The organism is Sanguibacter inulinus, assembly GCF_013415325.1.
In the GTDB taxonomy this organism is placed as follows: domain Bacteria; phylum Actinomycetota; class Actinomycetes; order Actinomycetales; family Cellulomonadaceae; genus Sanguibacter; species Sanguibacter inulinus.
Genome location: NZ_JACBYE010000016.1, coordinates 46,623 through 73,063, shown reverse-complemented (window position 1 = coordinate 73,063; position 26,441 = coordinate 46,623). Strand labels below are relative to the sequence as shown.

At 71.5% G+C, this 26,441-nt stretch carries 24 protein-coding genes and 2 tRNA genes; 17 read left to right on the top strand and 9 right to left on the bottom strand.

From position 1 onward, the window contains the following. The first annotated feature begins 106 nt into the window (after positions 1-106). Entirely contained in the window at positions 107-1,318 is a 1,212-nt protein-coding gene (locus tag HZZ10_RS08635) for an FAD-dependent monooxygenase (protein WP_179913205.1), read from the top strand. 2 nt (positions 1,319-1,320) lie between these two features. Here the strand turns inward: HZZ10_RS08635 and HZZ10_RS08630 are convergent, their stop codons facing one another. Then, on the bottom strand, positions 1,321-2,304 hold the full coding sequence (locus tag HZZ10_RS08630) for an aldo/keto reductase (protein WP_179913204.1): 984 nt from the start codon (positions 2,302-2,304) through the stop codon (positions 1,321-1,323). A 243-nt stretch (positions 2,305-2,547) separates the two neighbouring features. Between HZZ10_RS08630 and HZZ10_RS08625 the strand changes: the two genes are divergently transcribed. From HZZ10_RS08625 to HZZ10_RS08600, 6 genes are all read left to right on the top strand, one after another. After that, positions 2,548-3,438: a methyltransferase domain-containing protein gene (locus HZZ10_RS08625; RefSeq protein WP_082543905.1), complete on the top strand. Its 891-nt coding sequence runs from the start codon at positions 2,548-2,550 to the stop codon at positions 3,436-3,438. 240 nt (positions 3,439-3,678) lie between these two features. Then, a complete protein-coding gene (gene gtfA / locus HZZ10_RS08620; RefSeq protein ID WP_056133855.1) occupies positions 3,679-5,190 on the top strand; it encodes a sucrose phosphorylase in 1,512 nt (503 codons plus the stop codon). A 157-nt stretch (positions 5,191-5,347) separates the two neighbouring features. Then, entirely contained in the window at positions 5,348-6,133 is a 786-nt protein-coding gene (locus tag HZZ10_RS08615; protein WP_056131071.1) for a fumarylacetoacetate hydrolase family protein, read from the top strand. Further along, entirely contained in the window at positions 6,130-6,783 is a 654-nt protein-coding gene (locus HZZ10_RS08610; protein ID WP_179913203.1) for a PH domain-containing protein, read from the top strand. Before HZZ10_RS08615 ends, HZZ10_RS08610 begins: the two co-directional genes overlap by 4 nt. 104 nt (positions 6,784-6,887) lie before the next feature. Continuing rightward, positions 6,888-8,417: a glutamate--tRNA ligase gene (gltX, locus tag HZZ10_RS08605; RefSeq protein WP_179913202.1), complete on the top strand. Its 1,530-nt coding sequence runs from the start codon at positions 6,888-6,890 to the stop codon at positions 8,415-8,417. 23 nt (positions 8,418-8,440) lie between these two features. Continuing rightward, on the top strand, positions 8,441-9,283 hold the full coding sequence (locus HZZ10_RS08600; protein WP_308507536.1) for an HAD family hydrolase: 843 nt from the start codon (positions 8,441-8,443) through the stop codon (positions 9,281-9,283). A 159-nt stretch (positions 9,284-9,442) separates the two neighbouring features. On the opposite strand, the gene HZZ10_RS08595 is transcribed toward HZZ10_RS08600, so the two are convergent. Beyond that, positions 9,443-10,366: a LysR family transcriptional regulator gene (locus tag HZZ10_RS08595; protein WP_179913201.1), complete on the bottom strand. Its 924-nt coding sequence runs from the start codon at positions 10,364-10,366 to the stop codon at positions 9,443-9,445. 93 nt (positions 10,367-10,459) lie between these two features. Between HZZ10_RS08595 and HZZ10_RS08590 the strand changes: the two genes are divergently transcribed. Continuing rightward, positions 10,460-11,725 carry a YeiH family protein gene (locus HZZ10_RS08590; RefSeq protein ID WP_218928576.1) on the top strand — a complete coding sequence of 422 codons (1,266 nt, stop codon included), beginning with the start codon at positions 10,460-10,462 and terminating at the stop codon, positions 11,723-11,725. Positions 11,726-11,879: 154 nt separating this feature from the next. On the opposite strand, the gene HZZ10_RS08585 is transcribed toward HZZ10_RS08590, so the two are convergent. Both HZZ10_RS08585 and HZZ10_RS08580 read right to left on the bottom strand, forming a co-directional pair. Next, positions 11,880-12,437: a hypothetical protein gene (locus HZZ10_RS08585; RefSeq protein WP_179913200.1), complete on the bottom strand. Its 558-nt coding sequence runs from the start codon at positions 12,435-12,437 to the stop codon at positions 11,880-11,882. A gap of 155 nt (positions 12,438-12,592) precedes the next feature. Continuing rightward, entirely contained in the window at positions 12,593-13,231 is a 639-nt protein-coding gene (locus HZZ10_RS08580; protein ID WP_179913199.1) for a DinB family protein, read from the bottom strand. 404 nt (positions 13,232-13,635) lie between these two features. Here HZZ10_RS08580 and HZZ10_RS08575 point away from each other — a divergent pair. Further along, positions 13,636-13,707, top strand: a tRNA-Gln gene (locus HZZ10_RS08575). A 109-nt stretch (positions 13,708-13,816) separates the two neighbouring features. After that, positions 13,817-13,889: transfer RNA gene (locus HZZ10_RS08570), tRNA-Glu, on the top strand. A 465-nt stretch (positions 13,890-14,354) separates the two neighbouring features. Here the strand turns inward: HZZ10_RS08570 and HZZ10_RS08565 are convergent. After that, positions 14,355-15,074 (bottom strand): IclR family transcriptional regulator, encoded by a 720-nt coding sequence (locus tag HZZ10_RS08565; RefSeq protein ID WP_012866122.1) that lies wholly within the window; start codon positions 15,072-15,074, stop codon positions 14,355-14,357. Between the two features lie 118 nt (positions 15,075-15,192). On the opposite strand from HZZ10_RS08565, the gene leuC reads away from it, so the two are divergent. The 5 genes from leuC (at position 15,193) to HZZ10_RS08540 (ending at position 21,106) form a co-directional block, all read left to right on the top strand. Beyond that, on the top strand, positions 15,193-16,632 hold the full coding sequence (leuC, locus tag HZZ10_RS08560; RefSeq protein WP_179913198.1) for a 3-isopropylmalate dehydratase large subunit: 1,440 nt from the start codon (positions 15,193-15,195) through the stop codon (positions 16,630-16,632). A gap of 26 nt (positions 16,633-16,658) precedes the next feature. After that, entirely contained in the window at positions 16,659-17,297 is a 639-nt protein-coding gene (leuD, locus tag HZZ10_RS08555; RefSeq protein WP_179913197.1) for a 3-isopropylmalate dehydratase small subunit, read from the top strand. A gap of 236 nt (positions 17,298-17,533) precedes the next feature. Continuing rightward, the gene (gene murA / locus HZZ10_RS08550) at positions 17,534-18,850 is read left to right on the top strand and encodes a UDP-N-acetylglucosamine 1-carboxyvinyltransferase (RefSeq protein ID WP_056131103.1); all 1,317 of its coding nucleotides are present in this window, start codon (positions 17,534-17,536) and stop codon (positions 18,848-18,850) included. A gap of 271 nt (positions 18,851-19,121) precedes the next feature. Continuing rightward, entirely contained in the window at positions 19,122-20,099 is a 978-nt protein-coding gene (locus HZZ10_RS08545) for a lysophospholipid acyltransferase family protein (RefSeq protein WP_179913196.1), read from the top strand. Then, the gene (locus HZZ10_RS08540; protein ID WP_179913195.1) at positions 20,096-21,106 is read left to right on the top strand and encodes an NAD(P)H-dependent glycerol-3-phosphate dehydrogenase; all 1,011 of its coding nucleotides are present in this window, start codon (positions 20,096-20,098) and stop codon (positions 21,104-21,106) included. Before HZZ10_RS08545 ends, HZZ10_RS08540 begins: the two co-directional genes overlap by 4 nt. A gap of 147 nt (positions 21,107-21,253) precedes the next feature. Here HZZ10_RS08540 and HZZ10_RS08535 read toward each other — a convergent pair whose 3' ends face one another. Next, complete coding sequence (locus tag HZZ10_RS08535; RefSeq protein WP_056131108.1) at positions 21,254-22,438, bottom strand: trans-sulfuration enzyme family protein; 1,185 nt, start codon at positions 22,436-22,438, stop codon at positions 21,254-21,256. Positions 22,439-22,480: 42 nt separating this feature from the next. Here HZZ10_RS08535 and HZZ10_RS08530 point away from each other — a divergent pair, with 42 nt between their 5' ends. Then, positions 22,481-23,665 carry a D-alanine--D-alanine ligase family protein gene (locus HZZ10_RS08530; RefSeq protein WP_228087293.1) on the top strand — a complete coding sequence of 395 codons (1,185 nt, stop codon included), beginning with the start codon at positions 22,481-22,483 and terminating at the stop codon, positions 23,663-23,665. A gap of 187 nt (positions 23,666-23,852) precedes the next feature. Here the strand turns inward: HZZ10_RS08530 and HZZ10_RS08525 are convergent, their stop codons facing one another. Continuing rightward, positions 23,853-24,422 carry a DUF3515 family protein gene (locus HZZ10_RS08525; protein WP_308507535.1) on the bottom strand — a complete coding sequence of 190 codons (570 nt, stop codon included), beginning with the start codon at positions 24,420-24,422 and terminating at the stop codon, positions 23,853-23,855. Between the two features lie 64 nt (positions 24,423-24,486). Here HZZ10_RS08525 and HZZ10_RS08520 point away from each other — a divergent pair, with 64 nt between their 5' ends. Next, the gene (locus HZZ10_RS08520) at positions 24,487-25,488 is read left to right on the top strand and encodes a thiamine-phosphate kinase (protein ID WP_179913194.1); all 1,002 of its coding nucleotides are present in this window, start codon (positions 24,487-24,489) and stop codon (positions 25,486-25,488) included. 93 nt (positions 25,489-25,581) lie between these two features. Here HZZ10_RS08520 and HZZ10_RS08515 read toward each other — a convergent pair whose 3' ends face one another. Next, positions 25,582-26,097: a GNAT family N-acetyltransferase gene (locus HZZ10_RS08515; protein WP_179913193.1), complete on the bottom strand. Its 516-nt coding sequence runs from the start codon at positions 26,095-26,097 to the stop codon at positions 25,582-25,584. A gap of 117 nt (positions 26,098-26,214) precedes the next feature. Continuing rightward, a complete protein-coding gene (gene rpmB / locus HZZ10_RS08510) occupies positions 26,215-26,406 on the bottom strand; it encodes a 50S ribosomal protein L28 (protein WP_056131119.1) in 192 nt (63 codons plus the stop codon). Positions 26,407-26,441 lie beyond the last annotated feature (35 nt).

Below are 26,441 nucleotides of genomic sequence, written 5' to 3'. Positions count from 1 at the left end.
GGGTCGGGGTGCCCGAGGGGTCGTCTGCGCCTGTGGACATGCGGTCAGCCTATCGTGCCGTTATTATTTCAGCATCAAATAACTTCACGAAAGAAGAGAGTGCTTCATGACCACGACACGACGAGTCCTCGTCTCCGGAGCCAGCATCGCTGGCCCCGCTCTCGCCTGGTGGATGCAGCGCTACGGCTGGGAGACCGTCGTCGTCGAGCGCGCTGACGAGCTGCGGACCGCAGGTCAGAACATCGACGTCCGAGGTGCCGGCCGCGAGGTCGCCCGGAAGATGGGCCTCGAAGACGCTATCCGGGCTGCAGGTACCGGCGAGCTCGGGACCCGGTTCGTCGGTCGGGACGGGCGCACCCGGGCCGAGCTGCCCGCAGGCACCGGAGACACCGACGGGGCGACCGCCGAGCTCGAGATCCTCCGTGGCGAGCTCGCCCGGATCCTCGTCGACCACAGCCGTGAGACGACCGACTACAGGTTCGGCACGACCATCGCGGCGCTCGACGACCGCGCGGACGGGATCGACGTCACCTTCGCCGACGGCCGCGAGGAGACCTTCGACGTGGTGGTGGCGGCTGACGGCATGCGCTCCCGCACCCGTCGGCTCGTCGTCGGAGACGCCGCCCAGATCCAGCCGAAGGGCATGTACACCGCCTACCTGACCATCCCCAGGGTCGCCTCCGACACCGACTGGTGGCGCTGGTACTCCGCCCCGGGCGGTCGGTCGGTCACGCTGCGCCCCGACAACCTCGGCACGATCCGCGCGACGCTGTCCTTCCTCTCGCCGCCGCGCGGCTACGAAGACCTCGACGACGCCGCGCAGCGCGACCTGCTGTGCCGGCTCTTCGCCGACGCCGGCTGGGAGACGCCCCGGGTGCTCGACGGGCTGCGGCACGCCGAGGAGTACTACTTCGAGCAGGTGGGGCAGGTGCACTCACCCATCTGGCACCACGGGCGTGCGGCCCTCGTCGGAGACGCGGCCTACTGCGCGTCGCCCGTGAGCGGCATGGGCACGAGCCTCGGGCTCACCGGCGCCTACGTGCTGGCCGGAGAGCTCGCCTCGCACATCCACCACCGCGACGCCTTCGCCGGCTACGAGCGGATCATGCGCCCGTACGTCGACCAGGCGCAAGACCTCCCGCCGGGGACGCCGCGGCTGGCGAACCCGCGGACCCGGGCCGGCGTCGCCGCGCTCCACGGCGTGCTCGCGCTCGCGGCCACACCCGTGGCGCGGTCGGTCGGCGCACGGCTGTTCCGTCCGCCGGCCGACCGCATCGAGCTTCCCGACTACACGCACCTGGAGCGTGCAGGGGCCTGACGTCAGAACAGCGCGATCTTGTCGGGCTGCGGGAAGATCTCGTCGAGCTCGGCGAGGTCCTCGCTCGTCAACGGGTGCACCGCGGCAGCGTTCTGCTCGATCTGCTCGGGGCGCGTGGCCCCGGCGATGACCGACGAGACGACGGGCTGCGCGGCGAGCCACGAGAACGCGACCTGCACCTCCGTGAGGTCGCGCTCGGCGGCGAAGGCAGAGTACCTCTCGAGGGCCTCCCACGGCGCGGACTCGAGCAGCCCGGGCTTGGAGTGCGTCAGACGACCGTCGGCAGGGCCGCCCTCGCGGCTGTACTTGCCGGTGAGCAGACCGTTGGCGAGCGGGAAGTACGGCAGCACCCCAAGCCCGAAGGCCTCGGCGGCGGGCACGACCTCGAGCTCGGCCCGGCGGTCGATGATGTTGTAGTGGTTCTGGCTCGACACGAAGCGCTCGGTGCCGAGCTGTCGGGCGAGCAGCTCGGCCTCGGCGATCTGCCACCCCGCCCGGTTCGAGTGCCCGATGTACCGGACCTTGCCGCTCGTCACGAGGGAGTCGAGCGCGGAGAGCGTCTCCTCGACGGGCGTGCCGGGGTCGGGGGTGTGGAACTGGTACAGGTCGATGTAGTCGGTGCCCAGGCGACGCAGCGACGCCTCGACCGAGGCGAGGATGTAGCGGCGTGAGCCGCGCGCACCGTGGTCGGGGCCGTTGGCACCGCGGACGTCAATGCCGAACTTGGTCGCGACGACGGCCTCGTCGCGTCGGCTGCCGAGGGCCTTCCCGAGGAACTCCTCGGAGCGCCCGGGCTCTGCGCCGTACACGTCGGCGACGTCGAACAGGGTGATCCCTGCGTCGAGGGCGGCGGTGACGACGGCCGTGCTCCCCTCGAGGGTCTCGGTCGCGCAGTGCTGGCGGCCGAGGTTGTTGCAGCCGAGCCCGACGACAGAGACGGTCAGTCCGGAGCGGCCCAGGTGGCGGTGGTCGATCGAAGAGGTCATGCCCTCGAACGTACGCCGTGAGCAGCCACGGGACCACAGCGCGACTGCGCGTCGGCCACAGCGAGACCCTGCGTCGGCTGCGCCACGACCGCGCACAGACTGCGCCGCGACGGCGCGAGGACGGTGGTAGGAGCAGGTCGCGACGATCGAGCCACGGTGCTGCGACCAACCTCACCCACGATCTGGTCCCACCATCCGAGAACAATGTCTCAGAAGCGTCACGGTCCCCCTACCGTCGTACACATGACACAGCACAGCGCGGAGCGCACCGGAGCGCCGACCGAGTCCGACCGTCAGGCGCCCACAGGTGCCCACGGCAGCGAGCAGTCCCGCGAGTCCGAGTCCTACACGCACGGCCACCACGAGTCGGTCCTGCGCTCGCACAGGTCTCGCACCGCCGCGAACTCTGCGGCGCACCTGGTCCCGCTGCTGCGCAAGGACATGACGCTCCTCGACGTCGGCTGCGGACCGGGCACCGTGACCGTCGACCTCGCCCGCACCGTGGGACGGGTCGTCGGCGTGGACGCCGCGACAGCTGTCCTCGACAGCGCGCGCGAGCTCGCCGAGTCCTCGGGCGTCGAGAACGTGAGCTTCGAGTACGCCAACGCCTACGAGCTGCCCTTCGACGACGACTCCTTCGACGTGGTCCACGCCCACCAGCTGCTCCAGCACCTGTCGGACCCCATCGCCGCGATCCGCGAGATGCGCCGCGTGACCAAGCCCGGCGGGATCGTCGCCGCCCGCGACGCCGACTACAGCGCCATGACCTGGTACCCGGAGTCCGACGGCCTCACGGAGTGGAACGCGCTCTACCACGAGGTCACCGCCGCCTACGGCTACCAGGCCGACGCCGGCCGCCGCCTGCTCAGCTGGTTCCAGGAGGCCGGCTTCACCCCCGAGGCCCTCACAGGGTCGGCGGGTGTGTGGTGCTACGCCTCCCCAGAGTCGCGCGAGTGGTGGGGCGGGCTGTGGGCCGAGCGCTGCATCGAGTCCAACTTCGCCGTCCAGGCCAAGGAGGCCGGGCTGGCCGACGACGTCGCCCTCGAGCAGCTCGCGCACGAGTGGCAGCGCTGGGCCGCGCAGCCCGACGGCTGGTTCTCGGTCCTCAACGGCGAGATCCTGGCCCGGGCCTGAGGAGCCTGTCAGGGGCTGAGTCGACTGAGCCCGCTCCCGGGCCCGACCAGCCCACGACGTCGACATGCCACTGCGGCACGAATGCCGCCGTCTCTCCCGTGATGCCCCGAAAAGGTGCATACTCGTCTCGAGCGGACAGCTCGCGGACGACAGGGCAGTCCTGCCCGACCCCACGGCGTGGGGCCTGGAGGGCCGCCCGGACACGGCACCCGCAGACCAGGACCACGACGGAGAGTGACCATGCGCAACGAGGTACAGCTGATCGCCTACGCAGACAGGCTCGGTGGCGACCTCGCCGCTCTGGCACGCGTGGTGCGGGAGGACTTCGCCGGTGCCTTCGGCGGCGTGCACGTCCTGCCGTTCTTCACGCCCTTCGACGGCGCCGACGCAGGCTTCGACCCCGTCGACCACACGGCCGTCGACCCGCGCCTGGGCACGTGGGACGACGTCCGAGACCTGTCGCGGACCCACGACACCGTCGTCGACCTCATCGTCAACCACGTCTCGGCAGACTCTGCGGCCTTCCAGGACGTCCGCGCCCGAGGGGACGAGTCGCCCGCCGCGTCGATGTTCCTCACGATGTCCTCGGTGTTCCCCGACGGCGCCACCGAGGAGGACCTCGCCCGGATCTACAGGCCCAGGCCCGGGCTGCCGTTCACGCCGGTGCGGCTCGGCGACAGGCTGCGGTACGTGTGGACGACCTTCACCCCGCAGCAGGTCGACATCGACGTGCGGTCCGAGCCCGGGGCCGCCTACCTCGCCGCGGTGCTGGACGCCGTCGCCTCGGCGGGAGTCAGTCTGGTGCGGCTCGACGCCGTCGGCTATGCGGTCAAGACGCCCGGCACCACGTCGTTCATGACCCCGGAGACCTTCGCGTTCATCGAAGAGTTCACGGCCGCAGCCCGCAGCCGCGGGGTCGACGTGCTCGTCGAGGTGCACTCGCACTACGAGCGTCAGGTCGAGATCGGCCGCTCGGTCGACCTCGTCTACGACTTCGCCCTGCCGCCGCTCGTGCTGCACGCGCTCTACACGGGCGACCCGGACGCTCTCGTCGACTGGCTCCGGGCCAGGCCCCGCAACGCCGTGACGGTCCTGGACACCCACGACGGGATCGGCGTGATCGACGTCGGGCCCGACCAGACCGTCGGTCCCGGTGAGGCCGAGCGGCCCGGGCTGCTCACCCCGGCGCAGATCGACGAGCTGGTCGAGGGGATCCATGCCCGGACTCTCGGCGCCTCGGAGGCGGCGACAGGCGCCGCCGCCTCGAACCTCGACCTCTACCAGGTGAACTCGACCTTCTACGACGCGCTGGGCCGGGACGACGTCCGCTACCTCGCGGCGCGGGTGATCCAGCTCTGCACCCCCGGGATCCCGCAGGTCTACTACGTGGGTGCGCTCGCCGGGCACAACGACGTCGAGCTGCTCGAGCGGACGGGCGTGGGGCGTGACGTCAACAGGCACTCGTACACGGCCGACGAGGTCAGCGCCGCGCTCGACCGCCCCGTCGTGCGAGCGCTGCTCGACCTCTGCCGCTTCCGCAACGCGCTGCCGGCCTTCGACGGGGACGTCGAGGTCTCGTCGGAGGGGTCTGTGCTACGGCTCGTCAGGCGTGGTGTGCAGGTGCCCGACGCCGTGGCTCGGCTCGAGGTCGACCTGTCGAGCGGGGCGGTGCAGCTCGAGTGGGACGGCCCGTCAGGATCTGGTCGCACGGAGGACCTCCTCGCCGACGCGCCGGTGACCGGACCGCGCTGAGTGTCGGACCTGGACCTGGTTCGAACCAGGTGTCCAGGTCTAGGACCCGGGCCAGGCCCGGACCTGAGCCCGGCTGTGGACCTGAACCGCGCTCTCGCCTCGACCTCGACCTGGACCTGGCGAGGACGACAGCGTGCTCCAGCGATAAGGTGACGTCGTGCGTATCGCGAGATTCACCACAGGTGACGACCCCCGCTTCGGCTTTGTCCAGACCGAGAACGGCAAGGACTTCCTCGCCGTCGTCAACGGAGACCCGCTCTACATGCCGGTCACGCCCACGGGCGAGCGCATCGAGATCGGCGACGGCGTGCGCCTGCTCGCCCCCGTGATCCCGCGCTCCAAGATCATCGGTGTGGGCCGTAACTACGCGGACCACGCCAAGGAGATGGGCAACGAGGTTCCGACGAGCCCGCTGCTGTTCTTCAAGCCGAACACCGCGGTGATCGGCCCGGACGACCCGATCGTGCTGCCTGACTTCACCTCCGAGGCCAGCTACGAGTCCGAGCTCGCCGTGGTCATCGGCCGCATCACCAAGGACGTCACGCCCGAGCGCGCGCTCGACCACGTGCTCGGCTACACCGTCGCCAACGACGTGACCGCCCGCGACGCCCAGCGGACCGACGGCCAGTGGGCCCGTGCCAAAGGCTTCGACACCTCGTGCCCGATCGGCCCGTGGATCGAGACCGAGCTCGACACCGAGGCGCTCGGTGTCTCGTCGCGTGTCAACGGTGAGACCCGTCAGGACGGCAACACCCGCGACCTCGTCTTCGACATCGCCTTCCTCGTCTCGTACATCTCCGAGGCCTTCACGCTGCTCCCCGGTGACCTCATCCTCACCGGGACGCCCGCCGGCGTGGGCCCGATCGTCGAGGGTGACCGCGTCGAGTGCGAGGTCGAGGGCATCGGCGTGCTGAGCAACCCCGTCGTCCGCCGAGGCGTGTGAGCTACCAGCCGGCGGCGCCAGGGCCGCAGGGGGCCACCTTCAGCTACGCGCCGAAGCGGGTGACCGGGCTGCTCGTTGGCGCGGCGCTCGTCGGGCTCGGCACGGCGGTGATGCTCGTGCTTCTGGCGCTCGGCCGCGGTGTCGAGCCCCAGCCTGTGCCGCTGCGCGTCGTCTTCGGCGTCGTGGGGGCTGTGCTCGCGGTCGGTGCCCTGTGGCTGCTGGTGACAGCGCGCCGGCCGCGTCAGCTGGGTGTCGACGTGGGTCCCGCCGGGATCGACGTCGGCGTCGGGCGCGAGACCATCCAACTCCCGTGGTCGCAGATCGCGGCGGTGCGGTTCCGCGTCTACCTCGACAGGGCCGTCACCCCGCTCGACCTCGTCGACCGCCAGTCCTATCCGCGCCTCGAGATCGCCTTCCGCGACCCCGACGCGGCCGAGAGGGCGCTCCCGGCCTTGCGGCGGCTCCGTTCGACGGGGACGACTGCCGAGGGCTACACGCACGGCATCGACGTGGGGACCGGACCGTTTCTCCCGCGGGCCGGGATCGAGCGTCACCTCCCCGAGCTCCAGCAGGCCTTGGCCACGGCGGCCGGTCCGCTCTACCGCGGGGCGAGCGTCGAGAAGCGCTGGTTCGGGAGCCGACGGCGCTGACGGCAGGGCAGTCCTACCGCCCTGGACGAGCCTGCCTCGGCCGAGGACTGGGTAGGCTGGGACCGTCGCCACGCGACCCCAGCTCCCCGATCTGAAACCCAGGTGTGTACGTGTCCGTCGAGACCACCCCCGCAGCCGTCGCCACGCCCACCGGCAGCGACGTCCGCGTCCGCTTCTGCCCGTCGCCGACAGGGACCCCGCACGTCGGGCTGATCCGCACGGCGCTGTTCAACTGGGCCTACGCGCGGCACACCGGCGGGACCTTCGTGTTCCGCATCGAGGACACCGACGCCGAGCGAGACTCCGAGGAGAGCTACGCCCAGCTCCTCGACGCGCTGCGCTGGCTCGGCCTCGACTGGGACGAGGGCATCGAGGTCGGCGGCCCGCACGAGCCCTACCGCCAGTCGCAGCGCGGGGACATCTACCAGGACGTCATCCGCCGTCTCGTCGAGGGCGGCTACGCCTACGAGTCCTTCACGACCCCCGAGGAGACCGAGGCGCGCAACGTCGCCGCCGGCCGCCCGAAGGTCATGGGATACGACGGCTTCGACCGTGACCTCACCGACGAGCAGAAGGCCGCCTTCCGCGCCGAGGGCCGCGAGCCCGTGCTCCGTCTGCGCATGCCCGACGAGGACGTGACCTTCACCGACCTCGTCCGTGGCGACGTGACCTTCAAGGCCGGGACCGTGCCCGACTTCGTCATCGTCCGCGCCAACGGCCAGCCGCTCTACACGCTGGTCAACCCCGTCGACGACGCGCTCATGGAGATCACGCACGTGCTCCGCGGCGAGGACCTGCTGTCCTCCACGCCCCGCCAGGTCGTGCTGTACCGCGCCCTGCTCGAGATCGGCGTCGCGAAGGTCATGCCGGCCTTCGGCCACCTGCCGTACGTCATGGGCGAGGGCAACAAGAAGCTGTCGAAGCGCGACCCCGAGTCGAACCTGTTCCTGCACCGCGAGCGCGGGTTCACGCCCGAGGGTCTGCTCAACTACCTCGCGCTGCTCGGCTGGAGCATCGCGGCCGACAACGACATCTTCACGGTCGACGAGCTCGTCGCCGCCTTCGACATCGCCGACGTGCTGCCCAACCCGGCGCGCTTCGACGTCAAGAAGGCCGAGGCGATCAACGCCACGCACCTGCGCCGCCTCGACGGCGACGACTTCCGCGGGCGCCTCGTCCCGTACCTGCACGCTGCGGGCCTCGTCCCGGCCGACTCGTACGCGGACCTCGCCCCCGAGGTCCAGGCGCTGCTCGACGCGGGTGCCCCGCTCGTCCAGGAGCGCATGACGCTGCTCGGCGAGGCCCCGGGCATGCTCGGCTTCCTCTTCGTGGCCGACGACGCCGTGGTGGTCGAGGAGGCTGCACGCTCCGCGCTGCGCGAGGAGGCCGCCGAGGTCCTCGACCGCTCGATCGCGACGCTCGAGGCCCTCGAGGACTTCAGCCCGACGTCCCAGCAGGACGCCCTCAAGGCCGAGCTCGTCGAGGCGATGGGCGTCAAGCCGAAGTTCGCCTTCGCCCCGCTGCGCGTCGCGATCACGGGTCGCCGTGTGTCGCCGCCGCTCTTCGAGTCGATGGAGATCCTCGGCAAGGAGCGTTCCCTCGTCCGCCTGCGGGCGCTGCGGGCCTCTCTGTGACGGGTGACCCGGGCGTGACCGGGGTGGCATCCTCGACGGGCGCCCTCGCTGGTGCTGCCGTCGCCACGGGCGAGCGCGCGCCGGAGAGCGTGCTGGCCACGACCGGCCAGGTCGTCTTCGACGGTCGCGGAGCCCTCGACGGCGTCCTCTTCGACATCGACGACACCCTGGTCAACACGCGCGCGGCTTTCGGCGCGGCGATGGACGGGATCGCCCGGGTCTACCTCTCGCACCTGCCGGAAGACCGTCTCGGGGAGGTCTTGGCGCTCTGGCGCCGTGACCCGGACGGTCACTACCGCGCCTACACCCGCGGAGAGATCTCCCTCGAGGAGCAGCGGCGCCTGCGGGCCAACCAGCTCCAGACGGCCTTCGGGGCCGAGCCGCTCACCGAGGACGAGTTCGTCGCCTGGGACGAGGTCTTCGAGGCCTCGTACAGGGCCGGCTGGGTGGCTCACGAGGACGCCCTCGAGACCGTCGCGGCGGTGTCGTCCCTCGGCCTGCGGGTCGGGGCGCTGTCGAACGCGACGACCGAGCACCAGCTGCCCAAGCTCGAGGCGACGGGGCTCGGGCACGTCCCGATGCTCGTCGGCCTCGACACCCTCGGCTTCGGCAAGCCCGACCCTCGGGTGTTCCTCGAGGCCTGCACGCGCCTCGGGACGGACCCGTCGCGGACCCTGTACGTCGGCGACGAGCTCGACCTCGACGCTCGCGCCGCTGTCCGGGCCGGGCTCTACGGTGCCTGGCTCGACCGCCCGGGCACCCGGCGTGGGGGAGTGCACCAGGAAGACCCGGCCGCGGCCTCGGCCGACGGTGTCGTGGTCCTGGCGGGCCTCGACCAGCTGACGGGGTACCTGACGGAAGGCTGACCTGGCCCGCGCAGCACAGGCAGCACAGGCAGCACAGGCAGCGCAGACCAGGCGGCCTGATGCGGGTTGCGGCCCGTCGAGAGGGTGTCCCCGTCGGACGGCGGCGGACGGCGTGGTCCGGCAGACCTCGGCAGGTGGTGTCCGGCGAGGTCCCGCCCGTCAGGCCCGGGCGGAGACCAGTGCCGCGATCCTGCGGACCGGTGCGGGCATCTCGGCGCCGTCGCGCCACACCATGCGCAGGCGCCGGGTGAGGTCGAGCTCGGGGACGTCGAGGCGCACGAGGGTCCCGCGCTCGACGTCGTCGGCGACGGCCAGCTCGGAGAGCACCGTGACCGAGTCGGAGATGCGGACGCTCGCGACGAGCGCGGCCGTCGAGCCCAGGCTCGGCAGGTGGTCGGGCAGGCGTGACCCGGCTCGGGCGAGGGCCCGTTCGAGGATGTCCCGGGTGCCCGAGCCGGACTCGCGGACGACCAAGCGTGCGGCGAGCAGCTCGTCGACGCTCACGCTGTGCCCGCGACGCCGGGCCCACGGGTGCTGTCGTCCGACGACCACGGCGAGGCTGTCCCGCTGCACGGTCCGGCTGCGCAGTCCGCGCCGCACCGTCGAGCCCTCGACGAAGCCGAGGTCTGCGGCTCCTGAGAGCACCAGGTCCATGACGTCCTGGGAGTTGCGGACGATGAGCTCGACCTCAGGCCTCCCGCGGTCTTCGGCTGCGGTCAGGCGTGCCAGCCATCGTGGGACGAGGTGCTCGGCGATCGTCATGCTCGCCGCGACCCGGACCCTGTGCGCAGGACCCTCGCGCAGTGCTGCTGCGGCCCTCTCGAGAGCGTCCGAGGCGTCGAGCACGGTCCGTGCCCACACAGCGACGGCACGGCCCTCCTCGGTGAGGTGGCTGCCGCGGGTGGACCGGGCCACGATCTCGAGGCCGAGCGCCCTCTCGAGCCTGCGGAGCGTCGACGACGCGCTCGGCTGCGAGATGCCGAGGGAGCGGGCGGCCGCGCTGATCGAGCCATGGGTGTCGGTCGCGACGAGCACGTCGAGAGCGGCGAGAGAGGTGCGCGGGGTCGGAGCGGTGTGTTCCACCCGTCGATCCTACGGCCGGCCATAGCCTCGGGCTATGTCGCGACAGGGAAGCGGGTATTCCGTCAGGCGGGTCGACCGCGCAGGGTGGATCGTGTGACCTCACCACGTGACCGTTCAGCACCCGGGCGCATGCGCCGCCCGACTCTCCCGCCCGACCTGCGCCCGACCCGCCGTGCCGCAGTCGTCCCGACGCTCCCTGGGCTCCTGCTGGTCGCTGGTGCTGCTGCCGCGAGCCTGGTGCTCGCCGACCTGCTCGTCTCGGCGACCGGGGCTGCAGTGTCTCCGCTCGTCGTCGCCCTGGGGATCGGCGCTGTGCTCGGGACGCTGCGCGCCGTGCCGCGGGCTGCTGCACCCGGGGTGGCGTGGGCTGGCAAGCACGTGCTGCGTGCCGGGATCGTGCTCCTCGGGCTCCAGCTCTCGCTCGGCCAGCTCGCGGGGCTCGGGTGGCGCGGGGTCACCGTCGTGCTCGTCACCGTGGTCTGCACCTTCCTGCTCACGCTCCGGCTCGGGCGCTGGATGGGTGTCGACCCGCTCACCCGCCTCTACGTCGCGACGGGGTTCTCGATCTGCGGTGCGGCCGCGATCGCCGCGATGAGCGCGACCGTCGGCGGCGCGCGAGGGCCGGCTGGCCGAGCCGTCCCCGGGAGAGGGACCACGGAGCCCGGGGCGACGGTCGACGGCGACCCAGGCCCGGACGTGCCAGGCGACGGGGACGCCGTCGGCACTGCGCTCGCACTCGTGACGCTCTACGGGACCCTCGCCGTGCTCGTCCTGCCCTGGGTCGTCTCGGCGCTGGGTCTCTCGGACGCGCAGGCCGGCCTCTTCATCGGGTCGAGCGTCCAGGAGGTCGGTCAGGTCGTCGCCGCTGCCGGTGCGGTCTCTGCGCCCGCCCTCGCTGCAGCGACCGTCGCGAAGCTCGCGCGCGTCGTGCTGCTCGCGCCGCTCACCGCGCTGGTCGCGGCGCACGGTCGGCGGACCGCTCGTGCTGTCCACGGGTCAGTCCGCGGCTGCGACGACGGCACGGCTGACGGACCTGCCGGGACTGTCGACGGACCTGCCGGGACGGACCGTGGACCTGCCGCAGCAGGCGCGCGCCGCGCGGCCCCTCTCGTCCCGGCCTTCGTGCTGGCCTTCCTGGGTGCCGTCCTCGTGAGGTCGACCGGGGTGCTGCCCGACGCGCTGCTGTCCGCGGCAGACGTCCTCCAGCGGGTGCTGCTCACGGCGGCGATGGTCGCGCTCGGCACGAGCGTCGACCTGCGCAGGCTGGTCCGCAGCGGCGGACGGTCCCTCGGTCTCGGTGCTGTCGCGACAGTCGTGGCGGCCGGGGTCGCGCTGCTCGGGACGCTGCTCCTCGCATGATCTAGGGCGACGAGGCCCGCACGATCGCCTGCCGTGAGCGACACCGTCTGTGGAGAGGGACGCAGTCTGCTGAGGCCAGGGCCGGACGGTCAGGAGCGCGGCCGACGACGGTGCGCTCTGGCGAGCGGGCCCGCAGCGTCGAGAGGGCGACAGCTCACCGGGCCGAGTGACGGCCTTCCACGACCAGGACGATCTCGTCGGTCTCGACGCTCAGGTACGCCGAGGCGTGCCAGTACGGGGTGCTCAAGGCGTTGTCGAGCGCGACGCTCGACTCCAGCTCTCCTGTCGGCACGTCGCCCGCGAGGTCGTCGACGACCTCGGGGGAGCGGGTCGCCGGAGCCGTGCTGTACGCGGACGCGAGGTCAGCGGCGCGGCCCTCGGGCAGCGTCACCACGGCGTCCATCCACGTGGGCACGGGCTCGTCCGCGGCCTTCTGCCCGTTCATCCAGCCGCTGTACCAGACGGCGGTCCGCCCGATCGCGAGAGCAGGCATGCGCTCGGTGAGCGAGGTGATGTCCGTCCTGCGGACGCCGTCGCCAGCCTTCTCCGCCGACGAGGCCGTCTGCAGGGTCACCCACAGGCTGCCAGCCGTCACGACGGCCAGCGCGAGCGACAGGACGACGAGGCGCCGGCCCGCGGGCACGGCCCAGCGACGCCCGGGCGTCTCGTCGGTCGGGGCGGGCTGCGTGGTGGTGGCGCGGGTCTGGTCCATGGGCTCTCGGGTCGGAGGGGCCGCGGTCGCTCGGCGACGTCGCGGGCTGCGTCGACCCACCAATCTACCAACGCGGCGAGGCTGTGACCCGTCTTTTCTGGTACGTGAGCACCACTGTCCTGGTCACACCTCGTCACACCTGGCCTCACCTGGACTCAGCGCACGCTCGAGTCCCAGCGCCACCGAGACCGGCGGGGCACGCCCGGCAGCGCGATGCGACCTGTGCACCACAGGAGCGACGCCTCGGGACGGGTCGCCGGCGCCTCGTCGAAGAGCCTGCCCACGGCGCGCTCGGCGGGTCCGGCCGGGAGTGCGTGCGCTCGCCCCGGTCCGATGTCGACACCGAGCCCCTGGGCGACGTCGTAGCCGTGGACGAGGATCTCGACCACGCCCATCGCCGCGAAGCCCGTCGGGTCCGAGACCCCGTGCGGGTGGAAGGCACGAGCGTCCGGACCCGCTGTGCTCACCTGGGTCGCCAGCAGCGCGGCGAGCGCCTGGACCGTGGTGGCGAGCCCCTGCGTGCCTGCGGTCGCGGCGACGCGGACCACGTCGTCGCCGCCGTCGGCGGCCGTGAGCGGCAGATAGTCGTCAGGAGCCTGCGCGGCGAGCTGGAGTGCGTAGGCGAGCATGTCGTCGCCGACGTGCTCGGCCGTGCGCCAGCACGACCACTCGACGTCGCCCGCAGGGACGTCGAGCTCTTCGGTGGTGGCGGTGAGCAGGAGGTCGGTGAACCATCGCGCGGAGTCGAGGATGTCCTGCGCGTCGCTGGTCCGGGTGCTGGTGATGGCGTCCATGGCCACGACCGTGCCACGGAAGCGTGGAGCGGTCTATCGGAATGCCTCGCGCTGTCGTGCGCGGGTCGGGTGGTCGTGCCTGGCTCGCGTCGTGGTGTCGTGTCTGGTGGGTGCGCTCGGTGCGCTCGGTGCGGTGGGTGTGGTCGGTGCCGAGGGTGACGCAGGTCTCGGAGGTCTCTGGCGTGCGTGGCTGAGCGCGATACTCGGTCCAGAGCCGTCTGCTCGACGTCCACGACGCGCGCAGGACGAGCGTGGGAAGGCGCGAACCGCGGGAAACCGGGGCTCGTGCGGAGCGCTGAGGTGGCGGTTTGGCGTTACCCCTGAGGTCGGGTAATGTTCTGGATCGGCGGAGCCCACGGGGACAGAACGCGAGAGCGGGATGTCAGACCGGGTCACTTCTCCAGTGGGCTATGGTGTAATTGGCAACACATCGGTTTCTGGTACCGACATTCTAGGTTCGAGTCCTGGTAGCCCAGCGCAGATTTCGATCACATGATCGGGTGTCACAAGCACTCAGAACATGCGGTAGAGTTCTCACTCGGAAGTACAGACGCCGGTCGCAAGACCTGCGGAAACGCTTCTTAGGCCCCCATCGTCTAGCGGCCTAGGACGCCGCCCTCTCACGGCGGTAACACGGGTTCAAATCCCGTTGGGGGTACAACGCAAGGCCCGGTCAGGGAAACCTGACCGGGCCTTTGTCGTTCTCGGGGTCGGCTGTCGACACGCTCACGCCGCCGTCGCTCGAGGAGGAGGGTGCGAGCTGCGTCTGCAGGTGTGACCGTCGCCACGGCCTCACCCGTTCGACATCTGGTGCTGCGCTCGCTGACCGAGGTCGCACGCCTGGGACCCAGGTCGTACCGACATCACCCAGGTCGCACCGTTGCGGCGCGAGGTGTCCTGCAGGGGCGCGTCCTGGCGTGCCTGTGCGACCTCGTGTGCTGGGGTGCGACCTGGCGAGAGGAAGGCGACCACGTGCGGCCGGGTGCGACCTCGCGGAGGTGTGTGCGACCTCGGCGCTCGGATGCCACCTGGAGGGAGAGCGTGCGCCCCCGGACGCACCGAGGCCCGGCGCGCTGTGCGGGCCGGGCCTCAGGTGCAGGGGGAGGAGGGGGAGGGGGCGGTGCTACTCGCCGGAGCGGCGCAGGACCTCGGTGAGGCGGTTCGCGGCGGCGACCACGGATCCTGCGTGCAGGCGTCCGGGCTGGCGGCTCAGGCGCTCGACCGGACCCGAGATCGAGACCGCGGCGACGATGCGACCCGACGGTCCGCGGACCGGGGCGGAGACCGACGCGACGCCGACCTCGCGCTCGGAGACCGACTGGGCCCACCCGCGACGACGGACACCGGACAAGATGGTCGCGGTGAACTTGGCGCCCTGGAGACCGCGGTGCAGGCGGTCTGGCTCCTCCCACGCGAGGAGGATCTGCGCGGCCGAGCCAGCGTGCATGGTCAGGGTCGCGCCCACGGGGATCGAGTCGCGCAGACCGACAGGACGCTCGGCGGCCGCGACGCAGATGCGCTGGTCGCCCTGGCGGCGGTACAGCTGGGCGCTCTCGCCCGTGTGGTCGCGCAGCGCGGTGAGCACGGGGTTCGCGGCGGCGAGCAGGCGGTCTTCGCCGGCGGCCGTGGCGAGCTCGTTGAGGCGGGGTCCGAGGACGAACCTGCCCTGCATGTCGCGGGTGACCAGACGGTGGTGCTCGAGCGCCACGGCGAGGCGATGAGCGGTGGGGCGGGCCAGCCGGGTGGCTGCGACGAGCTGTGCGAGGGTGGCCGGGCCTGCCTCGAGAGCACCCAAAACGGATGCTGCCTTGTCGAGCACTCCGACTCCGCTAGAATTGTCCATAGGTCGATATTGCAGTCTCGCAGGCTGAGATGCAAGCGGCCTGACCGAAAGCCCCCAAAGACGCACGCGTCACCCGGCCGGTGCAGACCGGCGCGACGTGAGCACGAGAGGAACTGTGATGGCCGGCACGCTGGCGGAGAAGGTTTGGGACGCCCATCTGGTGCGTCGAGGAAGCGATGGAGCGCCTGACCTCCTCTACATCGACCTGCACCTCGTCCACGAGGTCACGAGCCCGCAGGCCTTCGAGGGTCTGCGTCTCGCCGGGCGTCCGGTCCGTCGCCCGGACCTCACGATCGCGACCGAGGACCACAACACCCCGACGCTGAACATCGACCTGCCGATCGCGGACCTCACGAGCCGCACGCAGATCCAGACCCTGCGCAACAACGCGAAGGAGTTCGGCGTCCGCATCCACTCGCTCGGCGACGCCGACCAGGGGATCGTGCACGTGGTCGGCCCCCAGCTCGGTCTGACCATGCCGGGTCTCACCGTCGTCTGCGGGGACTCGCACACCTCGACGCACGGTGCTTTTGGTGCCCTCGCCTTCGGCATCGGCACGAGCGAGGTCGAGCACGTCCTCGCCACGCAGACCCTCCCGCTCGCACCGTTCAAGACGATGGCGATCACCGTGAACGGCTCGCTGCCCGAGGGCAGCACGGCGAAGGACATCATCCTCGCGGTCATCGCGAAGATCGGCACCGGCGGCGGGCAGGGCTACGTGCTCGAGTACCGCGGCGAGGCCATCCGGTCGCTCTCGATGGAGGGCCGCATGACCATCTGCAACATGTCGATCGAGGCGGGCGCCCGCGCCGGCATGATCGCCCCCGACGAGACCACCTTCGAGTACCTCAAGGGCCGCCCCCACGCCCCCGAGGGCGCCGACTGGGACGCTGCCGTCGAGTACTGGAAGACCCTGCGCACCGACGACGACGCGACCTTCGACACAGAGGTGATCCTCGAGGCCGCCGACCTCGAGCCCTTCGTCACCTGGGGCACGAACCCCGGCCAGGGCCTCCCGCTCTCGGCCAACGTGCCGGTCCCGTCCGAGATCGCCGACGAGAACGAGCGCGTCACCGCCGAGCGCGCGATCGAGTACATGGGTCTCAACCCCGGGACCCCGCTGCGCGACATCGCGATCGACACGGTGTTCATCGGCTCGTGCACCAACGGGCGCATCGAAGACCTGCGTGCCGTCGCCGAGATCATCGAGGGCAAGAAGAAGGCCGACACGCTCCGCGTGCTCGTCGTCCCCGGCTCGGCGCGCGTGCGCCTGCAGGCCGAGGCCGAGGGCCTGGACAAGGTGTTCCTCGACTTCGGTGCGGAGTGGCGCAACGCCGGCTGCTCGATGTGCCTGGGCATGAACCCGGACCAGCTGGCACCCGGAGAGCGCTCTGCGTCGACCTCCAACCGCAACTTCGAGGGTCGTCAGGGCAAGGGCGGACGCACGCACCTCGTCTCGCCGCTCGTCGCGGCAGCCACCGCGATCCGCGGGACGCTGTCCTCGCCGTCCGACCTCGCCCAGGACGCGGCCGGCGCCGACGCCCTGCAGCCCGCCTGACCGCCCCGAAGGTTTCTGGAGTCATCATGGAGAAGTTCGCAACGCACACAGGTGTGGGCGTCCCGCTGCGCCGCAGCAACGTCGACACCGACCAGATCATCCCCGCCGTCTACCTCAAGCGCGTGACCCGCACGGGCTTCGAGGACGCGCTCTTCGCTGCCTGGCGCGGTGACGAGTCCTTCGTCCTCAACCAGCCCGCGTACTCGAGCGGCTCCGTCCTCGTGGCCGGTCCGGACTTCGGCACGGGCTCGTCGCGTGAGCACGCCGTGTGGGCACTCAAGGACTACGGCTTCAAGGCCGTGCTGTCCGCGCGCTTCGCCGACATCTTCCGCGGCAACTCCGGCAAGCAGGGTCTGCTCGCCGCGCAGCTCGCCCAGGAAGACATCGAGCTGCTCTGGAAGGTCCTCGAGACCAAGCCGGGCACCGAGGTGACCGTCAACCTGGTCGACCGCACGGCGTCTGCCGACGACGTGGTCGTGCCCTTCCAGGTCGACGACTACACCCGCTGGCGCCTCATGGAGGGCCTCGACGACATCGGCCTGACCCTCCAGCACGAGGCCGAGATCACCGAGTTCGAGGCGTCCCGCGCCGCGTGGCGTCCGAAGACGCTGCCGGCCAAGCACCTGCCGCCCGTCGAGATCGAGGCGGCTCGTCCCGTCTCCTGACGAGAGCCGCGGGCGAGCGCCCGGACGATCACCACGGAGGGGTCACCTGGAGGAACAGGTGGCCCCTCCGTCGTGTTGCACGACGTGGGCGCTGTGCACCGCCGTGCCCCGCGGCCCCGGCGCGCGCGACGGATCGCCAGGCGGACCGTCAGACGCAGCGTCCGGTTGAGTGAAGACACCGTGCATGTCCACCGCTCCGTTAGGAGCAGTGCCGAACGATAGGCGACCATAGCGTCATGACAGATCTGCTCTCCGTCGACGGCGGGAACCCGCTGAACGGCACCATCACCGTGCGCGGTGCGAAGAACTTCGTCTCCAAGGCCATGGTCGCCTCGCTCCTGGGCGAGGGCCCGAGCGAGCTGCGCAACGTGCCCGAGATCCGCGACGTCAAGGTCGTCTCCGGTCTCCTCGAGCTGCACGGTGTCTCGGTCGACTACGACGTACCCGCAGGCGTGCTGCGCCTCGACCCGAGCAACGTCGAGTCCGCCCACGTGGCCGACATCGACGCGCACGCCGGGTCGAGCCGGATCCCCATCCTCTTCTGCGGCCCGCTGCTGCACAGGCTCGGCGAGGCCTTCATCCCCGACCTCGGCGGCTGCCGCATCGGTGACAGGCCGATCAACTACCACCTCGACATCCTGCGGCAGTTCGGCGCCCAGGTGGACAAGCGCGAGCAGGGTATCCACCTCACCGCCCCGAACGGTCTGCGCGGCACCAAGATCTCGCTGCCCTACCCGAGCGTGGGGGCGACCGAGCAGCTGCTGCTCACCGCCGTGCGCGCGGAGGGCATCACCGAGCTCTCGAACGCGGCCATCGAGCCCGAGATCATGGACCTCATCAACGTCCTGCAGAAGATGGGCGCGATCATCTCGGTCGACACCGACCGCGTGATCCGCATCGAGGGCGTCGCCAAGCTGTCTGGCTACCGCCACACAGCCCTCGGAGACCGTATCGAGGCGTCGTCGTGGGCCTCGGCCGCGCTCGCCACGCAGGGTGACATCTTCGTCAAGGGCGCGACGCAGCCCGAGATGACGGCCTTCCTCAACACCTTCCGCAAGGTCGGCGGCGAGTTCGAGGTCGAGGACGACGGCATCCGGTTCTACCACCCGGGCGGCGAGCTCAAGTCGATCGTCCTCGAGACCGACGTGCACCCCGGGTTCATGACCGACTGGCAGCAGCCGCTCGTCGTGGCGCTCACCCAGGCCACCGGGCTGTCGATCGTTCACGAGACGGTCTACGAGAACCGTTTCGGCTTCACCGACGCCCTGCGGGGCATGGGCGCCAACATCCAGGTGTACAAGGAGTGCCTCGGCGGGCGGCCGTGCCGCTTCGGCCAGCGCAACTTCTACCACTCCGCCGTGATCTCCGGTCCGACCCCGCTCGCCGCGGCCGAGATCGAGGTCCCCGACCTCCGTGGAGGCTTCAGCCACCTCATCGCCGCGCTCGCCGCGAAGGGCACCTCCAAGGTCCGTGGCATCACGCTCATCGACCGTGGCTACGAGCGCTTCACCGAGAAGCTCGAGGCCCTCGGCGCGGAGTTCTCCCGCAGCTGACCGAGGCAGCCTCGCGACGCTCTGGCTGACCGACCCGGCCTGGCGCCGCTCGGGTGCCACCGCGCACGACGCCCCGCACCGTCCCTCGACGGTCGCGGGGCGTCGTGCGTCTGATGCCGGGTCGGCCCTGGGCCTTGGGCCCTGGTGGCCTCAAGCCCTCGCGGCATCGTGTCCGCGTGTCCGCGTGAACGCGTGAACGCGTGTCCGCGTGAACGCGTGAACGCGCGACCGCGTGCGGGACGCAGCCGACCCCTGGCGGTAGCCTTGCCCGGTGACATCTGAGTCGAGCACGTCCACAGGCAGTGGCAGGTCCTTCACGTACAGGTTGGCCGCCGGGATCCTCAAGCCCGTCCTGGTGGCGATGGGCGTCAAGGACTGGCAGGGCACCGAGCACCTGCCGACGACAGGCGGATACCTCGCCGTGGCCAACCACATCACGAATCTCGACCCCCTGACCTTCGCGCACTTCCTCTACGACTCGTCCCGCCCGCCGCGGATCCTCGCGAAGGCGTCCCTGTGGAAGGTCCCCGTGCTCAAGGGTGTCCTGGTCCGCACAGGCATGATCCCCGTGCACCGGGGGACCGCAGGAGCCGCGTCCTCGCTCGCCGACGCGGTCCGCCAGCTCGAGTCGGGGGAGTGCGTCGCCGTGTTCCCCGAGGGAACCCTCACCCGCGACCCGGACCTGTGGCCGATGGTCGGCAAGACCGGGGCGGCCCGCCTCGCGCTCAGCAGCGGCGTCCCGGTGATCCCGGTCGCCCAGTGGGGACCGCAGCTGATCCTCCCGCAGTACTCCAAGCGTCTGCACCCCTTCCCGCGCAAGAAGGTCTCGGTCCACGCTGGACCGCCTGTCGACCTCTCCGACCTCCTCGACCGCCCCCAGGACGCCGCCGTCCTCACGGAGGCCACCGAGCGCATCATGGCCGCCATCACGGCCCTGCTCGAGGAGATCCGCGGCGAGAAGGCCCCTGCAGTCCGCTACGACATGCGCAAGGCGGCCCGCGCCCAGCAGGCCGCTGCCGCTGCTTCGGCGGAGGTCCCGGCTGGGGAGCCCGACATGGACGCCGCTCCGGGGACGGTCGCGGACGCTGAGCAGGCCACGAGCGAGCTCGTCCCAGACCTCGAGCCGACGGGAGGCACCTTGCCCGTCGAGGGGACCGGCCGCAGCACCGGTCCTGGCGACGAGCCGGTCGACGGCACCTCCGACGTCTCCGAGCCCGACCAGCCCACGACCGACGAGGGACGCAGGTGATCGCCGCGGTCCTCGGCTCGGGTGCCTGGGGGACCACCTTCGCGCAGGTGCTCGCCGACGCGGGCTGCACGGTGCGTCTGTGGGGCCGCAACGCCGACGTCGCGCAGCAGATCACGACCGAGCACGTCAACGGGAAGTACCTGCCGGGCGTCGTGCTGCCCGAGTCGATCTCCGCGACGACAGACGTCGCCGCGGCCCTCGAAGGGGTCGACCTCGTGGTCGTCGCCATCCCGTCGCAGAGCGCTCGCGCGACCCTCGAACCCCTGCGCGACCTCGTGCCGCCGACCGCCGTCGCGGTCTCCCTCATGAAGGGCGTCGAGCTCAGCACAGACCGTCGCATGAGCGAGGTGGTCGCCGAGGCCCTCGCGATCGACGCCAGCCGGGTCGCCGTCGTCTCTGGGCCCAACCTCGCAGGCGAGATCGCGCGTCGTCAGCCGACGGCGACGGTCGTGTCCTCCTCCGACCCGCAGACCGCGGCGCTCGTCGCGAAGGCCTGCTCCTCCGGCTACTTCAGGCCGTACACCAACGCCGACGTCGTCGGTGTCGAGCTCTGCGGCGCTGTCAAGAACGTCATCGCGCTCGCCGTGGGCATGGCCCAGGGCCGCGGCTTCGGCTACAACACCACGGCGACGGTCATCACGCGTGGCCTCGCCGAGATCAGCCGCCTGGGCCTCGCGCTCGGAGCCGACGCGGAGACCTTCCCCGGGCTCGCCGGGATGGGCGACCTCATGGCGACGTGCGCCTCACCCTCGTCACGCAACCACACGCTCGGCAAGCACGTGGGCCAGGGCATGACCCTCGACGACGCGATCACCGCGACGGGCGGGACCGCCGAGGGTGTGAAGTCGTGCCGCTCGGTGCTCGAGCTCGCCCGGTCTGTCGGTGTCGAGATGCCGATCACCGAGGCCGTCGTCGGGGTGCTGCACGGTGGTCTGCCCGTGGACGACATCGCCCGCGGGCTGCTCGCACGCCCCCAGCGCTCCGAGGGCGTGCGCGGAGACGCGTGACTGCTGCAGGCTCGTGACCCACCAGCTCGTAGCCGACCACGCTGTCCCGGCGGCTGAGCTCCGACGGCGGCAGGCTCGTGACCGAGCAGGAGCCGCGGCTGGTGCCCTGCGCGCACAGCCGCCGCAGGGACCAGCCGCCGAGGCCGTTCAGGCTCCGGTGACGAGGCGCAGCGCACGGTCCAGGTCGGCCCAGAGGTCCTCGACGTCTTCGATCCCGACGCTCAGGCGGAGCAGGTCCTCCGGGACCGTCAGGGACTCGGTCGAGAAGCGGCGGCGACGCTCGAGGGTCGACTCGACCCCACCGAGGCTCGTCGCGGGGACCCACAGGTCGAGGGCGTCGACCACAGCATCGGCCGCCTCGATACCGCCGACGGGCCGCAGACCGATGATCGCGCCGTAGCCGTCCATGACCCGGGTCGCGACCTCGTGGCCCGGGTCGTCCGGCAGGGACGGGTGCCGGACCTGCGCGACGCCCGGGTGCGCGGAGAGGCGCAGGGCGATCTCGGCGGCGTTCGCCTGGGCACGCTCGACCCGCAGCGCGAGGGTGCGCATGCCGCGCAGCGCGAGCCACACCTCCCACGGGCCGGCGATCGCACCGTGCAGCGTGCGGTAGGCACGCACCGAGCGCTCCAGGTGCTCCGAGCTGGTGACGACGGCCCCGAGGACCACGTCGGAGTGTCCGGCGAGGTACTTGGTCACCGAGTGCACCACGAGATCGGCGCCAGACTCGAGCGGCCGCTGGACCAGCGGCGTCGCGAAGGTGTTGTCGACCGCGACGAGAGCCCCGGCGCGGTGGGCCGCGTCGACGAGGACCGGCAGGTCGGCGACCTCGAGCATGGGGTTGGTCGGAGACTCGATCCACACGAGGTCGGCCCCGGCGAAGGCAGCGGCCGATGCCTCGGTGTCCGCGATGTCGACCCGACGGACCGTGACCCTGTGCCGCTGCGCCATGTCGTCGACAAACCCGAGGGTCACCTGGTACGCGTGCTGCGGGACGACGACCGTGCCGCCGTCCGGGACCATCGCGAGGACCGAGGCGATCGCCGCCATGCCGGAGGCGAAGACCACACCGCTCTGCGTGGCCCCCTCGAGCTGGGCGAGAGCGTCCTCGAAGGGCTCCCAGGTCTCGGTGCCGGACCGGGTGTAGAGCTTGTCCTCGGGGGAGGGGACGCCGGCCGAGACGTAGGTCGAGGACAGCACGACAGGGGGGTTGACGGGCCCGCCCTGGACCCGGGGCGGGCGCCCGGCCGTGACGGCGACCGTCGCGGGTGAGACCGGGCCGTGGCCGGTGCGGGGAGAGGTGGGCTCAGGGGTCGTCGACGCGTCGTCCATGCGTCCGAGACTAAGCCGTCACCTCCGGTAAAGTCGCACGCGATGGCTACAGTCTCAGAATCCCAGACTCCCACCCCTGCTCTCGGCGCGGTGGCCCCGGTCGCACCCGGCGAGACCGTCGGCCGCCCTCGCGTGGTCCTGCTCTTCGGCGGACGCTCCGGAGAGCACGTCATCTCGTGCGCGACAGCTGCCGGCGTCATGCGGGCGATCGACCGCGACCGTTTCGACGTGGTCCCGGTCGGCATCACGCGCACCGGTCAGTGGGTGCTCGTCGAGGACGACCCCGACCGCTGGGCCATCACCGAGGGCCGTCTGCCCGAGGTCGACGCGACGGGCACCGAGGTGCTGCTGCCGCTCGCCGTGGGGCAGAACGCCCTGCGCGTCCTCGAGGCCGGTGAGATGCCACGCATCCTCGGAGACGTCGACGTCGTCTTCCCGCTGCTGCACGGGCCCTTCGGCGAGGACGGCACCCTCCAGGGCATGCTCGAGCTCGCCGACGTCCGCTACGTCGGTGCAGGCGTCCTCGCCTCGGCCGTCGGCATGGACAAGCACTTCATGAAGCTCGTGCTCGCCGGGCAGGGGCTTCCCGTCGGGCCGTACACGGTGATCGCACCGGGTGAGTGGGACCGTGACGAGCAGGGTGCGACAGCCCGAGTCGCAGACCTCGGGCTGCCGGTCTTCGTCAAGCCTGCCCGTGCCGGGTCGAGCCTGGGCATCAGCAAGGTCGACGACCTCGCCGACCTGCCTGCGGCCGTCGCGGAGGCGTGTCGGCACGACCCGAAGGTGATCGTCGAGGCCGGGATCGTCGGCCGCGAGATCGAGTGCGCCGTCCTCGGTGGACGCCGCGGCGAGCGTGCCCGCGCCTCGCTGCCCGGTGAGATCCAGGTGACCGACGAGGCTCACGCCTTCTACGACTTCGAGGCCAAGTACCTCAGCGAGCAGAGCGTCGAGCTCAGCTGCCCGGCGGACCTCAGCCCTGAGCTCGTGGCCCAGGTCCAGGACGTCGCGATCCGCACCTTCGAGGCGGTGTCCGGTGAGGGGCTGTCTAGGGTCGACGTGTTCGTCACGGAGGCCGGCGAGGTCATCGTCAACGAGATCAACACGATGCCCGGCTTCACGCCCTTCTCGATGTACCCGCGGATGTGGGAGAAGAGCGGGATCGGCTACGCGGACCTCATCACCGAGCTCGTCGAGCTCGCCCTCGAGCGCGAGACCGGCCTGCGCTGACTGTCAGCGGTCGGCCGCCTGTGTGCTGACCGACGGCCTGCTGTGTGCAGACCGGCAGCCTGTCTGCTGACCGACGGCCGGGGTGGTCGGCCGACTGTCGAGATCGTGACTTCGGAGCGAGATCGTGACCTGCAAGGGTCGATCTCGCTCCGAAATCACGATCTCGCTGCCGCTTGTCGGGCGGGGGTCAGCGGCAGGCGTGGGAGGTGGTGGGGATCTCGGAGACGGCTCGGGCGACGTCGATGAGCGACGCGGTCGGCTGGCTGCCGCCGAGCTCTGTGGGCACCTGGACGGAGACTGCGGGCTCGCGGCCGTAGGTGGTGAAGGTCCAGCCGTTGTCGTCCTGGGTGGTGATCCAGTCGAAGGTGCCGAGCCCGGGGATGCCGGGGTCGACCGACTGGCAGTCCTGCGTGGTCGGGGCCGGCGGCTCGACGCCGCAGCGCAGCGTGATCGCGCGTCCGGGCTCGCCCCACGCCGCCGTCGCCTGGCTCGACGCCCGCACCTTGCTCTGGCCACCGACCTCGTCAGGGAGCATGAGCACGACGGTCGCGCAGATCGGCTCCGCGGCGTCGACGCCTGCGGGGACGTTGATCGTCGGGGTGCAGGCGGTCAGGCCTACCGTCACGGCGACCACGCCCAGCGACGCCGCGACCGTGCGCCGGGCTGCTCGCGCCGACGGGCGGCGGACCACAGGCGTCAGAGGCGCGGGTGAGGGGCTTGGCAGGCCGGAGAGGCGGTGGCGGAGACTCGTGAGCACCCCGACACTCTAGTGCCGCTGCCTGGACGTCAGCCCGGGAGCCGGCCTGGGCTAGGGTGGCCGCGTGAGTGATTCTGAGCGTGTCTGCGACCTGGCCGAGGAGCAGCTGCTCGCGCGGATCTTCCCTCTGCTGCCCGCGACCGCCGCGACCCTGGTGGGCCCCGGCGACGACGCTGCGGTGATCTCCGCACCTGACGGACGCTTCGTCGTCTCGACGGACGTCCTCGTCCAGGACCGCCACTTCATCCGTGACTGGTCGACGGGCTACGACGTCGGGTGGCGCGCCGCCGTGCAGAACCTCGCCGACATCGCCGCGATGGGCGCCCGGCCCACCTCCCTGGTGGTCTCGCTCGTGCTGCCCCGCACCGAAGAGGTGCAGTGGGTGCTCGACCTCGCGCGCGGGCTCGCCGAGGCGTGCGCCCCCTACGGCGCGGGCGTCGTCGGGGGAGACCTGTCGAGCGGCGACGCGATCGTCGTCGCCGTGACGGTCCACGGCGACCTCGACGGTGGGGACCCTGTGCTGCGGTCCGGTGCACGGCCGGGCGACGTCGTCGCGCACGCTGGGGTCCTCGGGCGGTCCGCCGCCGGGCTGGACCTGCTGACGGACGCCGAGGAGACCGCCGCCTACCCCGACCTCGTCGCCGCCTACCTGCGCCCCGACCCACCGATCGGATCGGGGACCCGAGCCCGTCTCGCGGGGGCGACCGCCATGCTCGACGTCTCGGACGGGCTCCTGCGCGACGGCGGACGGATCGCCCGGGCCAGCGGGGTCGTCCTCGACCTCGACGCACCGTCGCGCGCCCTGGAGTTCGACCTCGCCGCCCTGGCGCAGGCCGGCCGCGTGCTCGACGTGGACCCGTCGCGCTGGGTCCTGACAGGCGGAGAAGACCACGGGCTGCTCGCGACCTTCCCGCCTGATGCCGAGCTGCCCTCAGAGTTCCGGCTGATCGGCCGGGTCGTGGCTGCGACAGCCGACCGGTCACCGTCTGTCACCGTGCAGGGAACCGCGCCCGAGGGCGACGAGGGCTGGGACCACTTCGCGGGGCACGGGCACCCGCGAGACTGACCCGCAGGAATCCTGACCTGGAGATCCGGAGACCTGAGAGGCGGGGCGCGTCGTGCCTCGAGAGTGCAGGCCGAGGCGTCGGTCGTCGGGCTGTCAGCGCCGGCGGTAGCGCACCTCGGTGAGCGGGGCGCCGCCGATCTCCTCGATCTTCTCGACCCCGTCCGGCTCGAAGCCGTGGCGCCTGTAGAAGCGACGGGCCCGTTCGTTGTCGGCGAGGACCCACAGGGTGACGTCGGAGTCCGCGGGGACCCCGTCGAGGACCGCTCGCAGGAGGTCGCGCGCGACGCCACGCCCCCAGGTCTCGGGGTCGAGGTAGATCGAGTAGAGCTGGAGGTCGCCCGGCTCGGCGTCCTCGTCGCTCGCGGGCCCCAGGTGCGCGAAGCCCACGGTCCTCTGGTCGAGGACGGAGACCAGGGTCCGACCCGCGGGTCTGTCGAGGAGCTCGACCCACCACTGCTCTCGGGCGTCGACGTCGAGGCCTTCGAGATAGGCGGTCGGGACGATCCCCGCGTAGGCCTCGCGCCAGGAGGCGACGTGGATGCGGGCGATCGCCGGGGCGTCGGCCGCTGTGGCCGGACGGATGGTCAGGTCGTCACGCTCGATGTCCATGCCAGCCAGGGTCGCACGTCACCTGCGTCAGGGCCAAGGGTTTCGGCGGTCCAACACCGACAGCCCGCCGGACCGAGGTCCGACGGGCTGTGCGAGAGAACTTCCGCGAGGGGAGTCTCAGATGTGACGCGTGACCTTGCCTGCCTTGAGGCAAGAGGTGCACACGTTGAGGCGCTTGGGAGCGCCGTTGACGATTGCGCGAACACGCTGGATGTTCGGGTTCCAGCGGCGCTTCGTGCGCACGTGCGAGTGCGAGATGCTGTGCCCGAAGCTCGGGCTCTTTGCGCAGACGTCGCAGTTGGCAGCCACGGTCTCTCCTGATCGTCATGCACGCCGCTGTGCGG

Excerpts from the sequence above, each read along its gene's own strand:
- HZZ10_RS08515 (WP_179913193.1), bottom strand. The coding sequence starts at position 26,097 with ATGGACATCGAGCGTGACGACCTGACCATCCGTCCGGCCACAGCGGCC.
- gtfA (WP_056133855.1), top strand. The coding sequence starts at position 3,679 with ATGCGCAACGAGGTACAGCTGATCGCCTACGCAGACAGGCTCGGTGGC.
- leuC (WP_179913198.1), top strand. The coding sequence starts at position 15,193 with ATGGCCGGCACGCTGGCGGAGAAGGTTTGGGACGCCCATCTGGTGCGT.
- HZZ10_RS08530 (WP_228087293.1), top strand. The coding sequence starts at position 22,481 with ATGGCTACAGTCTCAGAATCCCAGACTCCCACCCCTGCTCTCGGCGCG.
- HZZ10_RS08625 (WP_082543905.1), top strand. The coding sequence starts at position 2,548 with ATGACACAGCACAGCGCGGAGCGCACCGGAGCGCCGACCGAGTCCGAC.
- HZZ10_RS08635 (WP_179913205.1), top strand. The coding sequence starts at position 107 with ATGACCACGACACGACGAGTCCTCGTCTCCGGAGCCAGCATCGCTGGC.
- HZZ10_RS08585 (WP_179913200.1), bottom strand. The coding sequence starts at position 12,437 with ATGGACCAGACCCGCGCCACCACCACGCAGCCCGCCCCGACCGACGAG.
- HZZ10_RS08565 (WP_012866122.1), bottom strand. The coding sequence starts at position 15,074 with ATGGACAATTCTAGCGGAGTCGGAGTGCTCGACAAGGCAGCATCCGTT.
- HZZ10_RS08535 (WP_056131108.1), bottom strand. The coding sequence starts at position 22,438 with ATGGACGACGCGTCGACGACCCCTGAGCCCACCTCTCCCCGCACCGGC.
- murA (WP_056131103.1), top strand. The coding sequence starts at position 17,534 with ATGACAGATCTGCTCTCCGTCGACGGCGGGAACCCGCTGAACGGCACC.
- HZZ10_RS08630 (WP_179913204.1), bottom strand. The coding sequence starts at position 2,304 with ATGACCTCTTCGATCGACCACCGCCACCTGGGCCGCTCCGGACTGACC.
- leuD (WP_179913197.1), top strand. The coding sequence starts at position 16,659 with ATGGAGAAGTTCGCAACGCACACAGGTGTGGGCGTCCCGCTGCGCCGC.
- HZZ10_RS08580 (WP_179913199.1), bottom strand. The coding sequence starts at position 13,231 with ATGGACGCCATCACCAGCACCCGGACCAGCGACGCGCAGGACATCCTC.